The organism is Burkholderia sp. MSMB1078WGS, assembly GCF_001528895.1.
GTDB lineage: Bacteria > Pseudomonadota > Gammaproteobacteria > Burkholderiales > Burkholderiaceae > Burkholderia.
Genome location: NZ_LPDI01000060.1, coordinates 1 through 24,371, shown reverse-complemented (window position 1 = coordinate 24,371; position 24,371 = coordinate 1). Strand labels below are relative to the sequence as shown.

At 66.3% G+C, this 24,371-nt stretch carries 19 protein-coding genes; 13 read left to right on the top strand and 6 right to left on the bottom strand.

All coding sequences use genetic code 11. The features are described from left to right. Window positions 1-18: 18 nt before the first annotated feature. On the top strand, window positions 19-450 hold the full coding sequence (locus tag WT24_RS15570; protein WP_059789258.1) for a GFA family protein: 432 nt from the start codon (window positions 19-21) through the stop codon (window positions 448-450). 445 nt (window positions 451-895) lie between these two features. Continuing rightward, window positions 896-2,821: a hypothetical protein gene (locus WT24_RS15565; protein WP_060034600.1), complete on the top strand. Its 1,926-nt coding sequence runs from the start codon at window positions 896-898 to the stop codon at window positions 2,819-2,821. 13 nt (window positions 2,822-2,834) lie between these two features. Here the strand turns inward: WT24_RS15565 and WT24_RS15560 are convergent, their stop codons facing one another. Beyond that, window positions 2,835-4,997, bottom strand: a complete 2,163-nt coding sequence (locus WT24_RS15560; protein ID WP_060034598.1) for a TonB-dependent siderophore receptor — start codon at window positions 4,995-4,997, stop codon at window positions 2,835-2,837. A gap of 401 nt (window positions 4,998-5,398) precedes the next feature. On the opposite strand from WT24_RS15560, the gene WT24_RS15555 reads away from it, so the two are divergent. Further along, window positions 5,399-5,845: a hypothetical protein gene (locus tag WT24_RS15555; RefSeq protein WP_060034594.1), complete on the top strand. Its 447-nt coding sequence runs from the start codon at window positions 5,399-5,401 to the stop codon at window positions 5,843-5,845. A gap of 179 nt (window positions 5,846-6,024) precedes the next feature. Here WT24_RS15555 and WT24_RS15550 read toward each other — a convergent pair whose 3' ends face one another. Continuing rightward, on the bottom strand, window positions 6,025-6,990 hold the full coding sequence (locus tag WT24_RS15550) for a PDR/VanB family oxidoreductase (RefSeq protein WP_060034590.1): 966 nt from the start codon (window positions 6,988-6,990) through the stop codon (window positions 6,025-6,027). Then, window positions 6,987-8,066, bottom strand: a complete 1,080-nt coding sequence (locus WT24_RS15545) for an aromatic ring-hydroxylating dioxygenase subunit alpha (RefSeq protein ID WP_060034588.1) — start codon at window positions 8,064-8,066, stop codon at window positions 6,987-6,989. Before WT24_RS15545 ends, WT24_RS15550 begins: the two co-directional genes overlap by 4 nt. 202 nt (window positions 8,067-8,268) lie before the next feature. On the opposite strand from WT24_RS15545, the gene WT24_RS15540 reads away from it, so the two are divergent. Beyond that, window positions 8,269-8,757: a MarR family winged helix-turn-helix transcriptional regulator gene (locus WT24_RS15540; RefSeq protein ID WP_060034585.1), complete on the top strand. Its 489-nt coding sequence runs from the start codon at window positions 8,269-8,271 to the stop codon at window positions 8,755-8,757. A 61-nt stretch (window positions 8,758-8,818) separates the two neighbouring features. Here the strand turns inward: WT24_RS15540 and WT24_RS15535 are convergent, their stop codons facing one another. After that, entirely contained in the window at window positions 8,819-9,565 is a 747-nt protein-coding gene (locus WT24_RS15535; RefSeq protein WP_059782859.1) for a TetR/AcrR family transcriptional regulator, read from the bottom strand. Between the two features lie 170 nt (window positions 9,566-9,735). Between WT24_RS15535 and WT24_RS15530 the strand changes: the two genes are divergently transcribed. The 6 genes from WT24_RS15530 (at window position 9,736) to WT24_RS15505 (ending at window position 18,074) form a co-directional block, all read left to right on the top strand. Continuing rightward, window positions 9,736-10,917 (top strand): isovaleryl-CoA dehydrogenase, encoded by a 1,182-nt coding sequence (locus WT24_RS15530; protein WP_059500569.1) that lies wholly within the window; start codon window positions 9,736-9,738, stop codon window positions 10,915-10,917. 31 nt (window positions 10,918-10,948) lie between these two features. Beyond that, on the top strand, window positions 10,949-12,556 hold the full coding sequence (locus WT24_RS15525) for a carboxyl transferase domain-containing protein (protein ID WP_060034583.1): 1,608 nt from the start codon (window positions 10,949-10,951) through the stop codon (window positions 12,554-12,556). Between the two features lie 19 nt (window positions 12,557-12,575). Then, entirely contained in the window at window positions 12,576-13,361 is a 786-nt protein-coding gene (locus WT24_RS15520; protein WP_059789251.1) for an enoyl-CoA hydratase/isomerase family protein, read from the top strand. 36 nt (window positions 13,362-13,397) lie between these two features. Further along, complete coding sequence (locus WT24_RS15515; protein ID WP_060034580.1) at window positions 13,398-15,392, top strand: acetyl/propionyl/methylcrotonyl-CoA carboxylase subunit alpha; 1,995 nt, start codon at window positions 13,398-13,400, stop codon at window positions 15,390-15,392. A 321-nt stretch (window positions 15,393-15,713) separates the two neighbouring features. After that, window positions 15,714-15,917 carry a hypothetical protein gene (locus WT24_RS15510; RefSeq protein ID WP_034204156.1) on the top strand — a complete coding sequence of 68 codons (204 nt, stop codon included), beginning with the start codon at window positions 15,714-15,716 and terminating at the stop codon, window positions 15,915-15,917. A gap of 42 nt (window positions 15,918-15,959) precedes the next feature. Next, complete coding sequence (locus tag WT24_RS15505) at window positions 15,960-18,074, top strand: phosphocholine-specific phospholipase C (RefSeq protein ID WP_060034577.1); 2,115 nt, start codon at window positions 15,960-15,962, stop codon at window positions 18,072-18,074. A gap of 81 nt (window positions 18,075-18,155) precedes the next feature. Here the strand turns inward: WT24_RS15505 and WT24_RS15500 are convergent, their stop codons facing one another. Further along, window positions 18,156-19,475 (bottom strand): galactosyl transferase GMA12/MNN10 domain protein, encoded by a 1,320-nt coding sequence (locus WT24_RS15500; protein ID WP_179949355.1) that lies wholly within the window; start codon window positions 19,473-19,475, stop codon window positions 18,156-18,158. A gap of 406 nt (window positions 19,476-19,881) precedes the next feature. On the opposite strand from WT24_RS15500, the gene WT24_RS15495 reads away from it, so the two are divergent. From WT24_RS15495 to WT24_RS15485, 3 genes are all read left to right on the top strand, one after another. Continuing rightward, window positions 19,882-21,024 (top strand): DUF2827 domain-containing protein, encoded by a 1,143-nt coding sequence (locus tag WT24_RS15495; RefSeq protein ID WP_059789247.1) that lies wholly within the window; start codon window positions 19,882-19,884, stop codon window positions 21,022-21,024. A 791-nt stretch (window positions 21,025-21,815) separates the two neighbouring features. Beyond that, window positions 21,816-22,619 carry an EAL domain-containing protein gene (locus WT24_RS15490; RefSeq protein ID WP_034204160.1) on the top strand — a complete coding sequence of 268 codons (804 nt, stop codon included), beginning with the start codon at window positions 21,816-21,818 and terminating at the stop codon, window positions 22,617-22,619. A 70-nt stretch (window positions 22,620-22,689) separates the two neighbouring features. Next, window positions 22,690-23,106 (top strand): hypothetical protein, encoded by a 417-nt coding sequence (locus WT24_RS15485; protein ID WP_059789246.1) that lies wholly within the window; start codon window positions 22,690-22,692, stop codon window positions 23,104-23,106. A gap of 24 nt (window positions 23,107-23,130) precedes the next feature. On the opposite strand, the gene WT24_RS15480 is transcribed toward WT24_RS15485, so the two are convergent. Beyond that, window positions 23,131-24,267 (bottom strand): DUF2827 family protein, encoded by a 1,137-nt coding sequence (locus tag WT24_RS15480; protein WP_060034572.1) that lies wholly within the window; start codon window positions 24,265-24,267, stop codon window positions 23,131-23,133. Window positions 24,268-24,371 lie beyond the last annotated feature (104 nt).

The window sequence follows — 24,371 nt, the reverse complement described above, 5'->3', positions numbered from 1 at the left end:
CCTTTTCGAGGAGACGACATGACCCGAACGTTTTCCGCGCGCTGCCTGTGCGGCGCCGTGACCGTCACGCTGTGCGGCGAGCCGGAGGCGCGTGCGAATTGCCATTGCGCGACCTGCCGCGATTTCTATGGCACGCCGATGCTGTCCGCAACCGCATGGCCGCCGGAGCAGGTGACGATCGACGGCGGCCACGCGACGTTCCCGCATCCGTCGAAGTCGATGTCGCGCGCGTGGTGCGCGTCGTGCGGCGAGATCGTGTTCGGGACGAACCGGCTCGGCATGCGCGTCGTGCCGAACAGCCTGACTGCGCGTGCGCATGGCGGGCAATTGCCTGGCGACCTGCAGCCGACGATGCACCTGTTCTACCGGCAACGCGTGATCGACGTCGTCGATGCCCTGCCGAAATACGTCGACGGCTGGGACGGCCCGACGTTCGACCCGACGAACTGAACGATCGGCGCCGCGCGCGGTACGGCCGGCGCGCATTTTTCCGCCGCATTCTCCTTTCCCTCCCGCTTTCCCCGCCGTGCGCGAAATCGCAAAAACAGCGGATCGCGCCGGATTAATATTTTTTCTCTTTCATTTAAATTTCTATTTGTAATAATCGAAACGGCTTCCGGCGAATGAAAAGGAATGCAGTCATGTCAGAAAAAATGACGTGCTTGCATTCGACGACCCGGAAGAAAATGCCGGGAAATGCGCCGAAACCGCACGGCTGGCAGGCCGTCGGGATGCGGGTTCGCAGATTTTGCGATCGTTGACGAAAAAGCGCCGGACGGCAAAAGGCGCGGAGTGAATAATTCGGGGTAACGGCGAATGCGCATTGCCGGAATCACCAATATTTCATGCGCCGCGATTTACAGTGTCGACCATTGTTCGTCTGGGAGCATTATTCATGTCAATGAAACAAATTCGCGCGGCATTGCTGGGAATGTGCATGGCGATGCTGGCGCCGGCAAGCCATGCGCAGGCGCAATACACGACCGACTGGCTCGCGAACACGTACGGCACGCTGGCCTCGCACGTCGGCAACGGCGCGCGCTCGATGTGGGTTGCGCCCGAAGGCGTGATCTACACGGCGTCGCGCTGGGACGAGAACGCGGGCGGCGTCGCGATCTACCAGAACGGCCAGCCGCTCGGCACGATCGGCATCCACGACGAATTCCAGGGCGGCGCGATCACCGGCAATTCGACGTCGCTGTTCGTCGCGCTCGGCTACAACCGCACGTTCGGCAGCGGCTCGGTGGGCCGCTACAACCGGAGCACGAACCAGCGCGACCTGCGCATTCCGGTCAGCACGTGGACGGGCATCCAGTATGCGGACGTGATCACGGGCCTCGCGACGGGCGGCAACCTGCTGTACGTAAGCGACTTCTACGGCAACCGCGTACGCGTCTATACGACCGACGGCGTATGGCAGCGCGACATCGGCGTGCAGGGGCCCGGCGCGCTGGCGCTCGACGCGGCCGGCAACCTGTGGGTCGCGCGCAAGAGCGCGGGCGTCGTCGCGCAATTCAGCGCGACCGGCGCGGCGATGAACACGCTGCAGATGGCGGCCGGCGCGCGGCCGGCGTCGCTGTACTTCGATGCGTCGATGGGCAGGCTGATGGTGGGCGACGAAGGGCCCGACATGAACATCAAGGTGTATGGCGGGCTGCCCGGGCTACCGGTGCAGATCGGCACGTTCGGCGTGCAGGGCGGCTATCTCGACACGACGACGGGCATCAAGGGGCAGGTGGGCGACAAGCGTTTCACGCGCGTCGCGGCGCTCGGCAAGGATGCCGCCGGCAACCTATACGTGCTGAACAACGCATGGGGCGGCGGCTGGGATCTCGGCCGCAACGGCAGTACCGATCTGCATTCGTACAGCCCGATCGGCACGCTGCAATGGAAGCTGCAGGCGCTGAACTTCGAGGGCATCGCCGCGCCCGACCCCGCGACCGACGGCACGTTGTTCTTCAGCGGCAACAACGTCTATACGGGCACCGCGGGCGGCACGTTCGTCGCGAACACGGTCGATCCGTTCAGCTATCCGAAGGACCCGCGCCTCGACATGAACGACTATCAGCGCGGCCAGCACTTCGGCCAGCTCGTGACGGTCGGCGGCAACCGGATCCTCGTCGCGTCGGGCCAGAACCCGGGCAACTTCAACTTCTATTACTTCAACCCCGCGAGCGGCTATATCGCGATTCCGGCCGGCTCGCTGCCCGGCAAGCCGTTCAACACGACGCTGCAGGTGACGGCCGGTTTCGACATCGACGGCAACGGCGACGTGTGGGCCGGACTGAACGGCTCCAACGTGATCACGCGCTACCCGATGACGGGCTTCGACGCGACCGGCAAGCCGTCATGGGGCAAGCCGGTGACGACGGCCGTGCCGGGCAGCGTGGCGCCCGTGACGCGCATCATCTACCAGGCCGACAGCGACACGATGATCCTCGCGCAGGGCCTTGCGGGCAACTGGGACTGGACCGCGATGAACGGGCACATCGAGGTCTATCGCGGCTGGAAGAACGGCAACACGAGCACGCCGAATCCGGTGATCAACCTGACGAGCGCGAACCCCAAGTCGATCGCGGCGGCCGGCCACTACCTGTTCGTCGGCTATGTGCACACGGTGCCGAACATCGACGTATTCGACCTGAACACCGGCGCGCTCGTCACGACGCTGACGAACTCGAACGCGGCGGCGATGGACGTCGGCAACGACGTCGATTCGATGTACGGCGTGCGCGCGTATCTGCGCTCGACCGGCGAATACGTGATCACGAAGGACAACTACAACGGCTCGAGCATCGTCGTGTATCGCTGGCGCCCGTGAGCGCGCCGCAGCGTCAGAACGATACCGTCGTGGTCAGCGTGACGAGCCGCGGCTCGCCGACCGCGACGATCAGGTTGCTGTTGCTCGACGGATAGTAGTTCTTGTCGAGCAGGTTCTTCACGTTGAGCTGGAAGCGGGTCGGGAATTTGCCGATCGTCGTTTCGTACGCTGCGAACGCGTCGACGGTCACGTAGCCGGGCAGCGTGAAGCTGTTCGCCGTGTCGCCCGAGCGCGCGCCGACGAGCCGCGCTCCGCCGCCGAAGCGCCAGCGCCCGGGCAGGTTCGCGATGGCCGTGTCGTAGACCGCGAACAGGCTGCCCGTGTGGCGCGCGACGTTGACGAGCGGCGTATTGCTGTCGCGATCGTTCGCGTTCGTATACGCATAGCTGCCGATCACGCTCAGGTGGCGCGTGATTTGCCCGGCGACGTCGAGTTCGATTCCGCGCGAGCGCGCGGTGCCGATCGTCGACGTGATGTCGCCGACCGTGACCGCGACGTTGCGCTTGTCGATCTGGTACACGGCGAGCGTGCCCGTGATCGCGGGCTTCAGGCTGAATTTCAGCCCGGCCTCGAGCACGCGGCCGTATTCCGGCGCGAGCGGCGCCGCGACGTTCGATGCGACGTTCGGCTTGAACGAGCGGCTCACGTTCGCGTAGGCGGTCAGCGCCGGCGTGAGCGCATACGCGAGCCCGAACTGCGGCAGCCAGACGCTGCCGCGCGAGCGGTCGGCGAACACGAACGGCCGGCCCATCCCCGATTCCTGCTGCCAGTTTTCCCAGCGCAGCCCGCCTACCGCGGTGAGGCGCTCGGTGATCTTCACCGAGTCCTGCACGATCGTCGAATACGCATGCACGACCGAGCGCGAATCGCTTTGCTTCGTATTGGGTATGCCGCCGGGGGCGAGCAGGCCGTACACGGGATCGTAGAGATCGAAGCCCGTCGTCGCCTTGCCGCGGATCGTGTCGCCGCGGAAGCTGCGCTGTCGTTCGTATTCGCCGCCGACGTAGATCGCGTGGTGCATGCCCGCGAGCGTCACGTTGCCGAGCAGGCCGAGCGTCGCGATCTGGTCGGAATCGTTGCGTCCGAGGTTCGCGTCGGACGAGCGCGTCAGCGCGCCGGTCCTGCTGTTGAACGCGGTGGCGCGCGTGAGGAACTGGTCGTAACGGTCGCGGCCCCAGCCGTAGGTCGCGCGCACGCGCCATGCATCGGAGAAGCGGTGCTCGATGCGCGTACGCAGCGTTTCCTGGATGCCGCTGCTTTGCGACCACGCTTCCTCGTAGCGGCGATAGCGCAGCGCATCGTCGAGCTGGCCGTTCACGAGCACGGTGCCGCGGTCGAACGGCGTCGTGTAGTCGACGTACTGGTAGCTGACGTCGATCGACGTGTTCGCGTCGTGCCACGACAGCGCGGGCGCGATCAGCGCATTGCGTTCGCGGCCGAAGCTGCGCCAGTAGCGGCTCGTGTCGTATTCGCCGGTCAGCCGGAATGCGAGCGTGCCGCCCGCGACTTGCCCCGGCTTGCCGAGCGGCCCCGTGAGATCGAACTGCGCGTTGCTGCCGCCGTGATTCGTGCGCGACGCGGAGATCGAGCCGCCGAACGTGTCTTCCGGCTTGCGCGTGACGAGGTTGATCACGCCGCCCGGATCCTGCATTCCGTACAGCAGCGAAGCGGGGCCCTTCAGCACTTCGACGCGATCGATCGTCGCGAGATAGCTGTGCAGCACCGGCGTGCGAACGCCGTCGACGAGCACCGAGCCGTCGTTGTTCGATCCGAAGCCGCGCTTGATGAACGCGTCGCGCGTGCCGCCGAGCGTGTTCGTCTGCGTGACGCCGCTGATGTTGCCGAGCACGTCGTCGAGCGAGCGCGCCTGCTGATCCTGCATCACGCTGCTGCTGACCACCGCGACCGATTGCGGGATCTCCTTGAGCGCACGGTCGTCGCCGCCCGCGATGCTCGTCGTGCGCGGCTGATAGCCGATCGTCGGATCGACGGCTGACGACGCGTTGACGCTGATCGCCGGGAGTTCGGCGGCCGGCGCAGCGGCCGGTGCGGACGCAGCGGGTTCAGCGCCGGCCGCTTGTGCGCCGCTTGCGGCGCACAGGGTGAGCAGGACCGGCAGGCGTGTGCGCCACGGACGCAGGGTCCGGGCACGGCGGGGTGTTCGGCGGAGTGGCATGAATCGATGCAGGAAGAGGAATGCTGAGGATCGCGTTGCGGGCCGCGGCCCGCGGCGTCGCGGCCAGGACGCGCATGATATATGTAATGAGAATCGTTTGCAATTGTTGGGATGACTGGACAGCGCTCGCCGCTCGATTGCTGGCCTGCCGGCAGTCTGCTACCGTAGCGGCCAAAATCACACGCAGTGAAATTCAACGAGAGAGCCGGGGGCCGCACCATGTCATCTTCCTGTCACGTCGCGTTCAGCGCGGTGCCATGCACGGCGCACGACCACGCGGGCGACGAAGCGATCGCAGCCGTGTACCGCCATCCGAACGATTCAAGCAACGGAAGCGAATTCAACCGGCGCCGCGCCGGGCTTCGATGACTTCAACCACCACGCTGGACGGGAGACCACCCATGAAGAAGATTTCCGCGCCGTTCATGACGGCCGCGCTTGCGGCCTGCGCGCTGCTGTCGTGCGTTCACCAGGCCGCCTGTGCGGCGTCGAACGCCGAACCCGCGATCGACGTGCATTACGGCGCCGTGATCGAGGCCTATACGCAGGACATGGCTGCCGCGAAGACGAAGTACGACGGCAAGCGCCTCACGTTCGTCGGCGCCGTGATCCGGATGGGCAGCGATCCGGACGGCACGTATTTCGGTGCGCTGACGGCCGATGGCGAGCAGTTCGATACGCATTTCGATGTGGCCGACCAGGGCGCGCTGAAGCCGAAATTTCCCGGCGGCGAGATCAAGCCGTTCGTCACGTCCGCGGCGTTCCGGTTCAGCTGTATCAACGAAGGCTATATCGACGCGCCGGTGCTGCCGGGGTTGAAACTGTCGCATTGCCGGCTCGCCGATTGAGCTGAGCGACAGGCGCACGCCGGCGTGCGATGGTCAAGCGGGTTCGGGTTGCAGCGCCATTGATCGGTCGGGAGTTCTTCAGGTGTATTGATCGATGGCCGGCCGGAAAGCGCCATGGATCGTTCCAGTATTGTGGTCGGCCGCCGCGTGTCGGGCGGTCGATCTACCGATCTACAGGTCTACAGATCGAGTACCAGCAGCTCGGTTCGCGATCGCGAGCAGCACGGCATGAACTGGTCGCCGGCCGCCTTTTCGTCGTCGGTCAGATACGCATCGCGATGATCGGGCTCGCCTTCGAGCACGCGGGTCAAGCAGGTGCCGCACACGCCTTGCTCGCACGACGTCAGCACGTCGACGCCGTTCGCCGCCAGCGCCGCAATCACCGTGCATCCGACCGGCACGTCGATTACCTTGCCGCTGCTCGCGATCCGCACCTGGAATGCGCGATCCGCGCCGGATGGCGCGACCGCGCCGCCGAAGAACTCGTAATGCAGCCGCGCTTCGCCCCAGCCGCGCTCGCGTGCCGCGTTCAGCACCGCATCCATGAAGCCGCGCGGGCCGCATACGTACAGATGCGTGCCGTCGGGCGCGCCGGCGAGCACGGCAGCCAGATCGAAACGTTGCGCGGGATCGCCGTCGTCGACGTGCAAGCGCGTGCGATCGCGAAACCCGGCCGCATTGATCCGCTCGACGAAGGCCATGCGATCGGCCGAACGCGCGCAGTAATGCATGTCGAACGGCATGCCGGACGAGAACAGCCGTTCCGCCATGCTGAGAATCGGCGTGACGCCGATCCCGCCGGCGAGCAACAGATGGTGCGGCGCGTCGGCGGCGAGCGGGAATTGATTGCGCGGCGTGCCGATCCGCACGGTATCGCCTTGCCGGACTTCGTCGTGAATCGCCCGCGATCCTCCTCGACCTTCGGCCTCGCGCAGCACCGCGATCTGGTAACGATCGCGTTGCTCCGGGTGGTTGCACAGTGAATACTGGCGCACGAGCCCGCCCGGCAGATGCACGTCGATATGGGCGCCGGCGTCGAAGCGCGGCAATGGCGAGCCGTCGTCGCTGACCAGTTCGAAGCCGCAGATGTCGCGCGCTTCCTGCCACCTGCGGGCCACCCGGACCGTCAATGTCGCGCCGCTCATGACGCCTCCTTGACGTGCGCGACCGGAGTCGCGAGCCGCTGCGGGCTCGCCGCGTTTTCGGCGGCGAGCAGCCGGTCGATCACCTTGCGCGACAGCACGCCGCCGGCATCGATGTTGAGCTTGAGGAGCGTGCGCTCGGGCCACTGCTCGAGATTGCGCTGCTGTCGCTCGAGCATCTCGAGATCTTCCGCGAAAATCTTGCCCTGGCCTTCGCGGATCTCGGCGGTCAGCGCGTGATCGTCGGGCCGGAAGTTGCGCGCCATCCCCCAGAAGTACCAGATCGACGTGTCCGTCTCGGGCGTGATGAAGTCGACCACGATCGACGACGCCTTCTTGTCCGCCGGTGCGTCGTAGCCGCCGTGGCCCGCATGCGCGACGCCCACTTCGATCATCACGTGGCTCGGCGGCGTGAAGCGGCAGATCTGCCAGCGGTCGACCGGCACGTCGTCGGCGAGCCCGTTGCCGCGCAGCGCCATCCGCCAGAACGGCGGCGGCATCACGTTCTCCATGAAGCGGCTCGTGACGACTTCGTCGCCGTGGCCGGTCGTCTTCGGCGGCGCTTCGTCGATTTCCTTCTGGCCGATGCTCGTCGCATGCACGTAGGTCTCGTGCGTGAGATCCATCAGGTTGTCGATCATCAGCCGGTAGTCGCAGCGAATGTGATACAGGCCGCCGCCGTGCGCCCAGGCCGGATCCTCGGCCCACGCCAGCGCGGGCAGTTTGGCGGGATCGGCTTCGGACGCGTCCCCCGGCCAGACCCACACGAAGCCGTACCGCTCGACCGCCGGGAAGCTGCGAATCGGCGGGAAACCGCCGACGCGCTGGCCCGGCATGCCGGTCGTCTTGCCGTTGCAGCCCATTTCCAGCCCGTGATAGCCGCACACGAGCACGCCGTCGCGCACGAACCCCAGCGACAGCGGTGCGCCGCGATGCGGGCAGAAATCCTCGAGCGCGGCGATCTGGCCGTCCGCCGCGCGGTAGAACACCATCGACTCGTTGCAGATCTTGCGACCCAGCGGCTTGCCGTCGATCTCGTCAGGCGTGCACGCCACGTACCACGCGTTCTTGAGAAACATGATCTTTGTCTCCTTCGAGGCGGTGCCGCCGGGGATGCGGCCCGATCTTCATTCCGTGTACTGAATGAGATTCAGTGTACTCATTGAGATTGGCGGGAGCAAGGCGGACGGTATACTGGTTTTCCCGGGAAAATGGCGCGACGCGGCGCCATGCCGACGGCGCGCGCAACCGGCGTGCGCCGCCTACGTCATCGACTCATTCATGGAAAAAACGAATCCCGCCGACCTGCCGGCTTTCCCGATCGACCTGTACGACGAACCCGGGCACCTGATCCGGCGCGCGCACCAGATCGCGGTTGCGATGTTCTACGAGAAGCTGGGCCGCGACGTGACGCCCGTGCAGTACGCGGTGCTGCGGATGCTCTACGAGAATCCGGGGCTCGACCAGGTCACGCTCGCGCAACGGGTGGCGCTCGACACGTCGACCACTGCCGATCTCGCGGTCCGGCTCGAAGCGAAAGGATTGATCGTCCGCGAAGTGCTGCCGCGGCGTCAGCGGCGCCTGCTGCTGACGCCGGCGGGCGTCGAATTGCTCACGCAGCTCATTCCGTCGGTGCAGGAACTGCGCGCCGGCCTGTTCGACGGGATGGGCGACGACGATTCGCAGGAACTGATGCGCCTGTTGCGCAAGTTCGTCCATTTGAACAACGAGCAGAGTCGCGCGCCGCTGCGGGTGAGCGAGGATTCGTAGCGGCGCCGAGCCGACGGCGCGGAAAGCCGCGGCGGGGCGGCAGCCGCGCTGCCAGACGGCGTCACGCGCGTGACGCTTGCCCTTCCAGCCGCCGCACGGCTTCGGCCACTTCGTTCCTGAAGCGCACGAGCGCCGCCTGTTCCGGCGCCGGCGGCTGCACGGCGGCCCACAGCATGTCGATCAACTGCGTGGCCGTCGTTTCCGTATCGAGCTTGCGGTGCCCGAGGATCGCGTCCCACAGCACGTGCTCGATCGGCCCGAACACCATCGAGCGCAGCAGGCTGAGCGGCAGATCCGCGCGAACCTGCCCGGCCGCCTGGCCGCGCGCGAGCACGTCCATCAGCGGCGCCGTGTAGCGGCGCTGCAGCGCGGTGAGTTCGTCGCTCAGCGCATGCTGCTTCGCGCGGCCTTCCGACAGCACCAGCGCGCACAATCCCGTGCCGTTCACGAGCATCAGCCGCAGGTGCGTGCGCACGATGAACGCGAACTGCTGCTGCACCGACGCGTCCCGCGGCATCCCGTGCTCGAACGCGGCGATGATTTCGTCGTACCAGTCGGCGATCACGCGCGCGCACAGCTCGCGCTTGCCTCGGAAATAGCTGAACACCGTCGCCTCCGACACGCCCACGCGCTGGGCGATCTCGGCGGCCGTCGCATGCTCGTAACCTTTTTCGGCAAACACTTCCCGGCCGGCGCGCAGAATGTCCTGCACGCGCTGCTGGGATTTGCGCCCGGCGGGTGCGCGCGGCGTGTCGGCGCGGTCGGCTTTGGCGGTGGCGGTCATGGTGTCGGCGGGAGCGGCTGTCATGCTCGCATGATAGCTGAGTATCACTCAGAAAACTATTGACGCCGAACCCGGCGAGGCGCGAAACTGTGCAAAATTTCCGCTGTATAGGTCAATGAATCGGCGTATTCATTCGATGTGAGCAAAACTCAGAAATCGGTGGGTGCGACACACTTTCTGGAGACGGAGGAGACATGATCAACCTGCCCGGCGTGCAATTCATGCTCGGCGAAGACATCGAGATGCTGCGCGACGCCGTCGCGACGTTTGCGGCGAAGGAAATCGCGCCGCGCGCGGCGGAGGTCGACCGCACCGACCAGTTCCCGATGGATCTGTGGAAGAAGTTCGGCGATCTCGGCGTGCTCGGCATGACCGTCTCCGAGGAATACGGCGGCGCGAACATGGGCTACACCGCGCACATGGTCGCGATGGAAGAGATCTCGCGCGCGTCGGCGTCGATCGGCCTGTCGTACGGCGCGCACTCGAACCTGTGCGTGAACCAGATCCACCGCAACGGCACCGACGCGCAAAAGCGGAAGTACCTGCCGAAGCTCGTGTCGGGCGAACACGTCGGCGCGCTCGCGATGAGCGAGCCTAATGCCGGCTCCGACGTCGTCAGCATGAAGCTGCGCGCGGACAAGCGCGGCGACCGCTACGTGCTCAACGGCACGAAGATGTGGATCACCAACGGCCCCGATTGCGACACGCTCGTCGTCTACGCGAAGACGGACGTCGAAGCCGGCCCGCGCGGCATCACGGCATTCATCGTCGAGAAGGGGATGAAGGGTTTCTCGGTCGCGCAGAAGCTCGACAAGCTCGGCATGCGCGGCTCGCACACGGGCGAGCTCGTGTTCCAGGACGTCGAAGTGCCGGAAGAGAACATCCTCGGCCAACTGAACGGCGGCGTGAAGGTGCTGATGAGCGGCCTCGACTACGAGCGCGCAGTATTGTCGGGCGGCCCGACGGGCATCATGGCTGCGTGTCTCGACGCGGTGGTGCCGTATATCCACGACCGCAAGCAGTTCGGCCAGTCGATCGGCGAATTCCAGCTGATCCAGGGCAAGGTCGCCGACATGTACACCACGTTCCAGGCGTGCCGCGCGTACCTGTACGCAGTGGGCCGCCATCTCGACTCGGCGGGCAGCGACCACATTCGCCAGGTGCGCAAGGACTGCGCGGGCGTGATCCTCTACACGGCCGAGAAGGCGACGTGGATGGCCGGCGAGGCGATCCAGATCCTCGGCGGCAACGGCTACATCAACGAATACCCGGTCGGGCGCCTGTGGCGCGATGCGAAGCTGTACGAGATCGGCGCCGGCACGAGCGAGATCCGCCGGATGCTGATCGGCCGCGAGCTGTTCGCGGAAACGATGTAACGCCCCACGCCACCCGAACGGAGCCCCGTCGATGCCGATCATCGAATCGAAACTGAACCCGCGTTCGGAAGACTTCCGCGCGAACGCCGCGGCGCTCGAGGCGGTCGTCGCCGACCTGCGCGCGAAGATCGAACAGCTCGCGCAGGGCGGCGGCCAGGCCGCGCGCGACAAGCACCTGGCGCGCGGCAAGCTGCTGCCGCGCGAGCGCATCGCGCAACTGCTCGATCCGGGCGCGCCGTTTCTCGAGCTGTCGCAGCTCGCCGCGAACGGCATGTACAACGACGACGCGCCGGGCGCGGGCGTCATCACCGGGATCGGCCGCATCGCCGGCCGCGAATGCGTGATCGTGTGCAACGACGCGACGGTCAAGGGCGGCACCTACTATCCGATCACCGTGAAGAAGCACGTGCGCGCGCAGGAAATCGCCGCGGAAAACCGGCTGCCGTGCGTGTATCTCGTCGATTCGGGCGGCGCGAACCTGCCGAACCAGGACGACGTGTTTCCCGATCGCGATCACTTCGGCCGCATCTTCTTCAACCAGGCGACGATGTCGGCCGCGGGGATCGCGCAGATCGCGGTCGTGATGGGCTCGTGCACGGCCGGCGGCGCGTACGTGCCGGCGATGAGCGACGAGTCGATCATCGTGAAGGACCAGGGCACGATTTTCCTCGGCGGGCCGCCGCTCGTGAAGGCCGCGACCGGCGAGGAAGTGAGCGCGGAGGATCTTGGCGGCGGCGACGTGCACACGCGCCTGTCGGGCGTGGCCGATCATCTCGCGCAGAACGACGCGCACGCGTTGTCGATCGCGCGCACCATCGTCGGCCATCTCGCACCGAAGATCGCGCCGCCGCTCGCGCTGCGCGAGCCGAAGCCGCCGCGCTACGACGCGAAGAGCCTGTACGGCGTGATCCCGGTCGATACGCGCAAGCCGTTCGACGTGCGCGAAGTGATCGCGCGAATCGTCGACGATTCGGAGTTCGATGAATTCAAGGCACGCTTCGGCACGACGCTCGTCACCGGTTTCGCGCACATCTGGGGCCATCCGGTCGGGATCGTCGCGAACAACGGCATCCTGTTCTCCGAATCGGCGGTGAAGGGTGCGCATTTCATCGAGCTGTGCTGCCAGCGCAAGATTCCGCTCGTGTTCCTGCAGAACATCACGGGCTTCATGGTCGGACGCAAGTACGAGAACGAAGGCATCGCGCGGCATGGCGCGAAGATGGTGACGGCCGTGTCGAATGCGAAGGTGCCGAAATTCACGGTGATCATCGGCGGCTCGTTCGGCGCCGGCAACTACGGGATGTGCGGCCGCGCGTTCGGCCCGCGCTTCCTGTGGATGTGGCCGAACGCCCGCATCTCGGTGATGGGCGGCGAACAGGCGGCGTCGGTGCTCGCGACCGTGCGCCGCGACGGCATCGAAGCGAAGGGCGGGTCGTGGTCGGCCGAGGAAGAGGACGCGTTCAAGCAGCCGATCCGCGACCAGTACGAGCGCCAGGGCCATCCGTATTATGCGAGCGCGCGGCTGTGGGACGACGGCGTGATCGATCCCGCGCAGACGCGCGACGTGCTCGGGCTCGGCCTTGCCGCGTCGATGAACGCGCCGATCGACGACACGCGCTTCGGCGTGTTCCGCATGTAACGCCCGGGAGGACAGACCGATGCGATACGAAACGATCAAGGTAAGCGAAGCCGGCCGCGTGGCGACCGTCACGCTCGCGCGGCCCGACGTGCGCAATGCGTTCAACGAGACGACGATCGCCGAGCTGACCACCGCGTTCGAATGGCTCGACGCGCACCAAGGCGTGCGCGCGATCGTGCTCGCCGCGGAAGGGGCGGCATTCTGCGCGGGCGCGGATCTGAACTGGATGAAGAAGATGGCCGGTTACTCGGCCGACGAGAACCGCGCCGATGCACGCAAGCTCGCGCGGATGCTCGAAGCGATTTATCGCTGCGGCAAGCCGGTGATCGCGCGCGTGCATGGCGATGCGTATGCGGGCGGCGTGGGCCTCGTCGCGGCGGCCGACATTGCGATCGCCGCCGACGGCGTGAAGTTCTGCCTGTCGGAAGCGCGGCTCGGGCTGATTCCCGCGACGATCGCGCCGTACGTCGTCCGTGCGATGGGCGAGCGCGCGGCGCGCCGCTACTTCGCGACGGCCGAGGTGTTCGACAGCACGCGTGCCGCGTCGCTCGGCTTCATTCACGATGCGGTGCCGGCCGACGCGCTCGACGAAACGGTCGCGAAGCTGGCCGCGACGCTCGTCGCGAACGGCCCCGACGCGGTGAGGGCGTGCAAGCGACTCGTCGCCGACGTGGCCGGCCGCGCGCTCGACGCGACGCTGATCGAGCAGACCGCCGACTGGATCGCGCAGACCCGCGCCGGCGCGGAAGCGCGAGAAGGGATCGCGTCCTTCCTCGAAAAGCGCACGCCGTCGTGGCGTGAATGATCGCGTGACCCCAACCTTCCGGACGACATCGAAGCCATGTTCGACAAGATTCTGATCGCCAACCGCGGCGAAATCGCGTGCCGCGTCGCCGCGACGTGCAAACGTCTCGGGATCGCGAGCGTCGCCGTCTATTCCGACGCGGACGCGAATGCGAAACACGTGGCCGCATGCGACGAAGCCGTGCACATCGGCGGCGCGGCCGCGGCAGACAGCTACCTGCGCATCGAGCGCATCATCGAAGCCGCGCGAGCGACCGGCGCGCAGGCGATTCACCCCGGCTATGGATTTCTGTCGGAGAACGAAGATTTCGCGCATGCATGCGAGGCGGCCGGCATCGTATTCATCGGGCCGCCGGTCGACGCCATCGCAGCGATGGGATCGAAGGCGGCCGCCAAGGCGCTGATGCACGCGGCCGCCGTGCCGCTCGTGCCCGGCTATCACGGCGACGACCAGGACGCGGCCAGGCTGCATCGCGAGGCCGACGGGATCGGCTATCCGGTGCTGCTGAAGGCGAGCGCGGGCGGTGGCGGCAAGGGGATGCGCGTGGTCGAGCGCTCCGACGATTTCCCGGCGGCGCTCGCGTCGTGCCAGCGCGAAGCCGCGAGCAGCTTCGGCAACGATCGCGTGCTGATCGAGAAATACCTGACGCGTCCGCGCCACGTCGAAGTGCAGGTGTTCGGCGACACGCACGGCAATACCGTGTACCTGTTCGACCGCGACTGCTCGGTGCAGCGCCGTCACCAGAAGGTGCTCGAGGAAGCGCCGGCGCCGGGGCTGCACGACGACGTGCGCCAGGCGATGGGCGAAGCGGCCGTCGCGGCCGCGCGCGCGGTCGGCTATGTCGGCGCGGGCACCGTCGAATTCATCATGACGGGCGACGCGTTCTACTTCATGGAGATGAACACGCGCCTGCAGGTCGAGCATCCGGTCACCGAGATGGTCACGGGGCTCGATCTCGTCGAATGGCAACTGCGCGTCGCGGCGGGCGAGCCGCTGCCGCTGAAGCAGGAGGCGTTGTGCGTACGGGGCCATGCGCTCGAGGCACGCCTTTACGCGGAGAACCCCGCGCGCGGCTTCCTGCCGTCGACGGGCACGTTGAAGCACCTGCGGCTGCCGGCCGGCGTCGAGTTCGACATCGGCGCGGCGGTGCGCATCGACAGCGGCGTGCGCGAAGGCGATGCGATCACGCCGTTCTACGATCCGATGATCGCGAAGCTGATCGTCCACGGCGCGGACCGCGCGGAAGCGCTGGGCCTGATGCTGCGTGCGCTGCGCGCGTGCGAGGTGGTCGGCCTGCATACGAACGCCGCGTTCCTTCAGCGGATCGTCGCATGCGAGCCGTTCGCGACGGCCGATCTCGACACGGGCCTGATCGAACGCAATCACGATGCGCTGTTCGCGCCGCAACAGCCGCCGCGTGCGGCGCTCGCACTCGCATGCGCGGCGCTGCTTGCCCGCGAACGCGGGGCAACGCAGGCCGCATCGCCGTGGAGCGCGCTGCCGGACTGGCGGCTGAACGGCGGCTATCGCCGCACGCTCGCATGGCACGCGCCCGATCGCGAAGCGGACGTGACGGTGACGTACGAGGACGACGGCGACGGCACGCGCATCGCGATCGGCGACGCGGCCGCGCAACCGTTCGTATGGACGCGCGGCGCCACGCCGCTCGATTTCGACGTGACGCTCGGCGGCGTGCGCGGCAGCGGCCGCGTCTATGCGGACGGCGACACGTTCCATGTGTTCACGCAGGGCGCGGCCGAGACGTTCGAATGGCGCAACCTGCTCGCGCATGCAGGCGACGCGGAGCAGGGCGGCGGCCGCCTGACGGCGCCGATGCCCGGCAAGGTGATCGCGGTGCTGGTCGAGCCGGGCCAGAAGGTCGAAGCCGGCACGCCGCTGATCGTGATGGAAGCGATGAAGATGGAACACACGATCGGCGCGCCGCGCGCGGGCGTCGTCGCGGAAGTGCTGTACGGCGTCGGCGACCAGGTCGCGGACGGTGCGCAGTTGCTGATGATGGCGGAAGGCTGAGCGGGTCTTGCGACCATACGCGGGCCGGTTGCTGCGGCGGCCGGCTCGCACGAAAGCATTTCGTCATTCGCCGTCGTCGCGACAGCGCGGCGTCGGTATCGAGGACGCACGAAGCAGTACGCGTGATTCGCGCAAATCTTTCGAAATACTTACGAACTCCGCTGTTCCCGCCACATCCCCGCGCGCCGCGCGTTGCGGGCACCTCGATCTTCCCGCCACTCGACACCGTCGTGTAACAAGTCGAACATAGCATCTCGGCGTCGATATGACCGGCGCGGCGTTCGCGCCTGCGTCACGTCGTCATCCTCACGGAGAACCGTTATGCGAACGTCGGCCCTACGGCCTTTCGCGGTCGCCGGCCTGATCGCGCTGACCGCCCTGCTCGGCGCCTGCAACGACGACCTGACCGCACCCGCCGCGCCCGTCGCGCAGCAGAAGGCCGCGTGCGGCGGCGCCGTGGTCGCCACCGCGCAGATGCGCTGCCCGCCGGGTTTCACCGCACCTGCTTCGTCGCCCGCTTCCTGATACCGGCCGTTCCCTCCAGAAAACCCATCAAGAGCAACCAGCATGGCCATCCATTCGCGACGCGATTTTCTGAAGTTCTCGGCCGGCCTCGCCGGCGCGACCGCCGCCACCGCACTGCTTCCGGAATCGATCCGCAAGGCGCTGGCGATCGAGCCGAACACCGTGACGGGCACGATCCAGGATGTGCAGCACATCGTCGTGTTCATGCAGGAGAACCGCTCGTTCGACCATTACCTCGGTCATCTGAGCGGCGTGCGCGGCTACAACGACCGGTTCCCCGTGACGCTGCCGAACGGCAAGCCGGTGTGGTTCCAGCCGCGCCAGGAAGACAAGTCGAGCGTGATCGCACCGTTCCGCTACGACACGACCAATCCGGGCGTCAACGCGCAATGTATCGGCGGCCTGCCGCACACGTGGGCGACGACGCACGGCGCGATCGACAACGGCCGCGCGGACCAGTGGGCCGTGCAGAAGTCGAACATGACGATGGGCTATCACGTTCGCGACGACATCCCGTTCCACTACGCGCTCGCGGATGCGTTCACGGTGTGCGACAACTACTTCTGCTCGATCCCGGGCAACACGCACCCGAACCGCATGTACCTGATGACGGGCATGGTCGATCCGCTCGGCACGGGCGGCGGCCCGTTGCTCGACAACACCGACTACATCGACAACCAGTTCGACAAGGTCCAGCTGCCGCCCTTCAACTGGACGACCTACCCGGAACGGCTCGAAAAAGCCGGCATCTCGTGGCAGATCTACCAGCAGGGCACCGGGTTCGACAACTTCACCGGCAACTACGGCACCAATATGCTGGCGTGCTTCAGCAACTTCGTGAATGCGCCGGCCGGTTCGTCGCTGCAGACGCGCGGGATGAGCACGCGTCCGATCACGCAGTTGAAGGCCGACGTGCAGGCGAATGCGCTGCCGCAAGTATCGTGGCTGCTGCCGCCCGCCGCATATTCGGAGCATCCGAAATTCACGCCGCTGTACGGCGCGTACTACCTGTCGACGATCCTCGATGCGCTGACGTCCAATCCGGACGTGTGGAGCAAGACGGTCCTGCTGATCATGTACGACGAGAACGACGGCTTCTTCGACCATGTCGTGCCGCCGTCGGCGCCGACGCTGCCGGGCTCCGGCATGAGCACCGTCGACGTGTCGCTCGAGCGGCACAACGTCGTGACTTCGACGCAAGCCGGCACTTATACGGCCGACAACCTGCCGTACGGTCTCGGCCCGCGCGTGCCGATGTTCGTCGTGTCGCCGTGGTCGAAGGGCGGCTTCGTGTGCTCGCAGGTGTTCGATCACACGTCGGTGCTGCAATTCATCGAGAAGCGCTTCGGCGTGATGGAAACCAACATTTCGCCGTGGCGTCGCGCGATCTGCGGCGACTTGACGTCGGCGCTCGACTTCTCGAAATCGGACGCGACGCTGCCGACCCTGCCGAGCACGCAGGCCTATGTCGCGCAGGCCGACCTGCAATGCTCGCGCGCATCGTCGCAGACCGCGCCGGCCAGCACCGCGCAGCAGGTCGTGACCGCGCAGGAACCGGGTACGCGGCCGGCGCGTGCGCTGCCGTACGAATTGCATGTCACCGGCCAGTTGCAGGCGCAAGGCTACGCGCTGACGTTCGCGAATACCGGCACGCAGGGCGCGCACTTCTGGGTCTATACGGGAGACCCCACTGCGATGCCGCGCCGCTATACGGTCGAGGCCGGCAAGCAGTTGACCGATACGTGGGCGCTCGATGCGAACGGCAACTATCTGGTGAGCGTGTGGGGGCCGAACGGTTATTTCCGGCGCTTCGCGGGGTCGGCGGCCGCCGATGCGGCGGCCAAGCCTGAAATCACGCCGTGCTACGACACCGCGAATGGCGATGTTTACGTGACGATCGCCAATGCGGGCGCCAGCCCGATGACGGTCACGGCGACCGATGTCGCGTACGGCGGCGCGGCGCGCACGCTGACGGTTCCGGCCGGCCAGCGCATCGAAGCGCACTGGGATCTGTCGTGCAGCAGCCACTGGTACGACCTGCAGTTCGCGGTGGCGGGCAATGCCGGCTGGGTGCGCCGCATCGCGGGGCACGTCGAGACCGGCAAGCCGAGCATCACCGACCCTGCGGCCGTCGCGCCGACGATCACGGCGATCTGACGACGGCAACCGATGCGACGACGCGCCGGCCGGTTGAATCCGGCCGTCGCGTCGGGTTTGCCGATCGACGACGTTGCTGCGTCAGGGCAGCAGCCCGTCGTCGTGCGCCATCATCAGCGCCCGCATCGTGGACCACATGCCGTAGTAGTGCACGATGTAGCTGTCCGCACGGCGAAACAGCCAGGGCGTGTTGAGGCTGACGAGATCGGCCACGCCTTCGCGTTGCAATTGTCCGTCGCGCTCCATCGCGCGAATGAAATGCAACTGGTCGCCATCACTCGCATAGACGCTCGAGCGGTCGTGCAGCGCGGCGATCGTCGTCATCAGGTCGCGCAGCATCGCGTCGTTGCGTTCGGTGCGGCGGAACGCCATCACGCCCGAATTGAACGCCCACTGGCCGAGGTCCTGCGCGAGCAGCCAGTCGCGCCCTTCGAGCAGCGGTTCCAGCGGTTGCTGCCGGTTCGCGATCAGCACGTCGGCATCGAGCCACACGACCCATTCGTGATGTTGCAGATAGGCGTGCAGCAGCCACGGCTTGAACCAGTTGCCCGTGGCGTTCAGCCCGATCTCGGCGGGAATGTCGCGATGCACGTAGAGCGTGTAGCCGTGCGCGTCGCAGTAGCGGCGGACATTCCGTTCGGCCACGCGTGCATAGCTGCCGATGTTCGGCGTGTACAGCATCATCAACGCAATCGGGCGGCCGGGGTTGTACGTGCTGCGCTCGGCGGCTTCGTCGGGCGCTACGGCGTCGTGATCGAACGCGAACATCGGCCGGCCGGCAGCGCGGCAGCGATCGACGTACGCGACGAGCGTGTCGCGAAAGCGCGGCGTCGCGCCTTTCCGTTCGGGATCGTGCGGCGTGTCGTCGATGCTGATCGCGAACGTCGGTTCGCGGCTCCACATCGGATCGAGATCGGGGCCGGACGGCATGACCGCGTACAGCCCGTCGATCGGCGTCATGTAGCGATGCGTATCGAGCTCCGCGAAGAGCGCGGCTTCCGACGTCAGCCTCGGCTCGCTGCCGAGCTTGCAGCGCTGCACGAGCCGCATCGCGATCGCGCGCACGTCCGGTGTGTTGCGCCAGATCTGCACGTCGACTTGCGGCAGCGGCGATGCGAATGCGTCGACGAGCAGCATGTCGCGTCCGGCCATCAGGCGATCGAGCGCGACGGGTTCGATGATCGCCGCGTCTTCGCTGAGCAGCAGCACGAGTTCGCCGGGTTGCGCGCCGCGCAGCACGTGGAGCAGCGACTCGTAGCGATGCAGCGGCCGCAACGGCAGCGCTTGCGGCATGCCGGATGCGTCGACGATCTCGTGACGATAGCCATGCGTCTGCGCGTACCAGCGGTGGTTATCGAGGCTCGCGGGCGCGTGCTGGCTGAAATGACTGAGGACGATCATCGCGCGTTTCGAACGCGGGGCAGCGCGCACACGATGCGCGGGGCGTTCTTCGGCTCGGCACGCCATCCGGATACGCTTTCCTGCGAGCGCCGCCCCGGTTCGTTCTGGCTGGCCTGGAGGCCTTGCGCGGCATCGTGGTCCATTCTGTGTGCCCTGGTTTCGATCGTGGTGCGGCGGCGCAGCGTGCCGCCGCCGGAGTGTCCCGGGAAAACCGGCCGCCGGGCGGCACGAGTATCGCATAACGGTCGGACGGATGGGCCCGGCCCGGCCACGCGCTGACCATCCCTGACAGTGTGCGGCCGGCTGCCTCCGCTAAAATGCCGGGTTGCCGCCGCTTGACGCGAGCGGCGCTTCGCGCGCTACACTGCGCGATGCCATCCCCGTTCAACCTTCCATCCCGCCGACGATGACGTCTCCTGTCCTGACCGGCCTGCGCATCGGTATCACGATCGGATTGCGTGCCCCCGACGAAAGCCTGTGGATCAACGGCATCAAGCAGAACGCGCTGTTCCTCGCGAAGCTGCTGATGGCGTCGCCGCACGGCTACCGCGTGACGCTGATCAACACGACCGACGTGCCGCTCACCGACGCGCTGCCGTGGGATCGCAACGTGTACGACACGCGCGCGTTCGCGGACATGAAGGATGCGCTCGACGTGGTGATCGAGCTGGGCGGGCAGATCAACGGCGAGCAGACGGCCTATCTGAAAGCGCGCGGCGTGAAGCTGGTCAGCTATTGCTGCGGCGTCGAGTACATCAACGTGATGGAGTCGATCCTGTTCGGCCGTCGGCTGTGGGATTCGCTGTTCATCAACCGCGGCTACGACGAGGTATGGGCGATTCCGCAGATCGCGCCGTCGTCGCTGCCGTTCCTGCAGTCGCTGCGCCGCTGCCCGGGGCGCGTCGTGCCGTTCGTGTGGGATCCGATGTTCCTGACCGAACGCGCGCAGTCGCTGCCCGAGCGCGGCGAATACCGGCCGCGCAGCGAGCCCGGCAAGCGGCTCACGGTGATGGAGCCGAACCACGACGTCGTGAAGTTCTGCGTGTATCCGATGCTGATCATCGACGAAGCGTATCGCCGCGATCCCGACGCGATCTGCTTCGCGCACGTGACGAACGCCGATCGCCTCGCGCACGACAGCCCCGAGTTCGTGATGCTGATGAATTACCTGGACATCGTGCGCGCGGGCAAGGCGAGCTTCGTCGGGCGCTTCGACACGCCGCTGTTCCTGGCCGACCTGACCGATGTCGTCGTGTCGCACCAATGGTCGAACCCGCTGAACTATTTCTATTTCGACGTGTGCTGGCAGGGTTATCCGCTCGTGCACAACGCGAGCCTCGCGCCCGATCTCGGCTACTACTATCCGGACAACGACGTGCAGCAGGGCGCCGACGCGCTGCTGCGCGCGCTGCATACGCACGACGACGACTGGCAAGCGTATACGCGGCGCCAGCGCGAGATCCTCGGCCGTTACACGTCGGCGAATCCGGCGCTCGTCGCCGAGTACGACGCGCTGCTCGCGAACCTGATCGGCGCGCCGGCCGCCTAGCGCCGAGTTGCCGCGGCGCACGGTCGTTGCGCCGCCGTCCGCCGTCGGGTTTGTCCCGCCCTAATGTCTGACGAAATCGTGCCGTTAAAAAAGAAACCGCCGAACCCGATGGATTCGGCGGTTTTCGAAGGCACGAAATTGACGGCTCCGAGGGAAGTCCGTCGAAAACAAGTTTATAGGTTAACAAGTCGGAAGGATTGTTAAATATGTTTCAATCGACAATCTTCATATAATTGAAATTGGTATTATCGGTTGGGCGAGGATTGATTCAGTTTAGAATTTTAATAATGTCGTTTGAAACGTGAAAATTGAATGCTGCGATGATCGAATGGCGCGCGGCGGCACGTTTCGCGCACGTTTCGCGCAGGAGACAGCATGTTCGGACACCGATGTTTCGAGTGGCGTATCGAGCGCGGGCGGCACTTCGCGGTACCGGCATTTATCTGAACAATCGGCGGTGTCCCGATTCGCCCGAGGGAAAATCCGGGAAAAGACGATCCGGATAAAACCGTTTGGATGAAAAAGATAAACGATTCGAATTTTGGGTTCTTGCAATTCTCGTTGTGTAACCTGTCGCACTGTCGGTATCGTGCACGCGTGGTGTATTTCAAATAATCGAATAGCGTAAAAATATCGAATTTGACGGCGCCGAAGCGAACAGTACGCTCCCCGGAAAAAATCGACATACAGGATGGGCCGGGTGGGCGGCGGAGCGCGTCGAGGTCGGCTCGTTCCGCCTATGTGTTGAGGTCGAGCCGCGATCGGCGGCTCGCCATTAGCCGGAGCGCCGGATGAATGCGGTCGAAGCTCGCCAGGAGGCGAATCGGAAAGCGAATCGCAACGAAATCGATCTCGTGTTCGGGGCACCCGACGATCACCCCGATCTTGCGTCGGTGCGCAGTTTCGTCGAAAGCCGGCTCGGATTCGCGCGCGAGCCCGTGTGCCGCGCCGACCTGTCGGGCGGCGTGCTGTACGAGGAATGCCTGGCGCGGCTGCGGTGGGGCGAGCGCGATGCGCTGCCGCCGCTCGCCTTTCTGCCGCGCCTCGAAGCGCTCGGGCTGATGCGTTGGTTCGACCGGCTGGTGGTTGGCCGCACGATCGATGCGCTGCGCGCCGATCCGGGCGCCGTATACGGTTGCAACGTCGCGGCGGCAAGCGCGGTCGTGGACGACGCGTGGCTGGCGATTTTCAGGCGGCTCGAGCGCGAGCCGTCGGTGGCGGCGCGGCTGGTGGTCGAGATCACGGAGACGGGGCCGCTGAACCCGGTCGCCGGCCGGTCGTTCGTGTCCCGCTTCCAGCGGGCCGGGTGCCGGATCGCGATCGACGATTTCGGCGTCGGCTTCAGTGCATTGAACAATCTGGTGGTCGGCAATCCCGACATCGTGAAGCTCGACCGCTCGATCCTGTCGCTGATCAAGCGCAACGCGATCGGCCGCTACCAGTTCCGCCGGCTGATCGCGTTTGCGCATGAAGGTGCGCGGCACGTCGTCGTCGAAGGCGTGGAAAGCGAGACCGACCGACAGATCATCGTGGATGCCGGCGTCACGTGGGCGCAGGGCATCCGGTTTTCATGGCGATCGCCGGCCGCCGCATGACCGCGGGAACGGGCAGGGCGGCGCGCGGCGTGTGCGTCGGGAGCGGGACGAATCGCAAAGGGGCGTGGGCATGGCGGGAACGAAAGCCGGAGGCGGAACGGGCACGCAGGCGGCCGATGCGCGCGACCTGGTCGCGATCGCCGAACTGGTCGACATGCTGAGGCAACTCGGCGCCGAATCGACCGATGCGCCGTTCGACGTCGCATCCTGTCTGAATGGCCTGACGATCGTCGCGCGCCGCATTCAGCGGATGAGCCCCCTCGACGCGGGCGGCCGCGAACTCGCGGCGCGGCACTATTACGCGGGCGTCATCGCCGGCGCGTGCGGCGACGAGTCGGCGATCGCGCGCGGCGTATCCGACAGCCTCGTCAGGCAATCGGGCGGGGCAGGCCGGTCGGCAACCCGTTGTTTCGCGGTGCTCGCGCGCATGGGGCGGCGGCATGGCCGCGCGTTCGCCGCGCAAAGCGGCGATCGGGTACTGGCGTAACGCAACCGGCGCGCGTGAAGGAACTCAGCCGAGCGGGCGGCCGGCGAACAGGTGCTGGATCTGCGTGGAATAGGCGCGGACGTTGTGCTCGGCGAGCGTGTCGACCCGATGCAGGCAGCGGCGGGCGGCTGCCGCGTAGTCGTCGAGCCGTGCGTCGTGCGTCTGCGCGGCGGTCGTGATCGCGCGCGCGGCATCGAAGATCTCGAAGTCCGGATAGTAGTAGCCGACGTCGCGCAGGAACGGCGAGTTGTGCACGAGCGGGTAATTGCCGTACAGCGCGTCGTACAGCAGGTAGTTGAGGCCGTTTTCCCAGTGGTGCGACACGACGATGTCGGTGTGATGCGCGGCCCATGCGACGAACGGCGCGCGCACGTCGGCAGTGGCCTTGCCGTCTCGCACCATCTCGAGCCCGAGCGCGAGATGCTTGAAGGCGACGTTTTCCTTCTTGTCGAACGTGTTGGTCATGTACACGTGCTCGACCAGCTCCGGATGTTCGACGTAGCACGCATTCGCGGCGAGCATCGGCACGATCGCGCTCTTCACGACGTTCAGGTTCGGCTCGAAGAACGCGATGCGCTTGGCCGGCCCGCGATTGCGATAGCCGAAGCGCGCTTTCAGCTCGGGATCCGCGTCGAGGCTGCGCTCGATGAAATACGGCGACCAGATGTGCGGCAGCTCGATCACCGGCGCGCGGTACACGGCCTGGAAATACGCGGCGCACGTATGCATGTGCTGCGGATTCGTCCAGATCTCGTCGAACTGCACGCGGTTCGGGTTCGGCCGCCAGTCGTTCTTCTCGAAGTTGATCGTCTCGACCGCGATCACGTAGTCGTTGCCGAAGCGGTACGACACGCACTTGCCGCCGCGCCGGCGCACGGCGTCCGTGTGCGACGGGTCGACGAACGCATTCATCTCGATCAGCAGGTCGGTCTGGTGGATGACGGCCGACAGCGGCCGCAGCGCATCGCCGAACGCGTCCATCATCAGCGCCTGCGGATACTCGGTGATGCCGTCGTCGTGCGCGAGCCAGACCTCGCCGATCAACGGCGATTGCTTCAGCAGCATGTACAGGTACACGCAGTGCTGGTTCGCGCCGTTGTACCAGATCGACTGCGTCGCGTCGCGCTGCACGTTCATCGTTATCGCGACATTGAGTTTCATCGGATCGGCTCCGTGGGGCGGGGACAGGTCACGCGTCGCGATAGAGGGCGGCGATCGCGTCCGTATAGGCCGCGACGTTCTCGGGGTTGTAGATGCTGACCGAG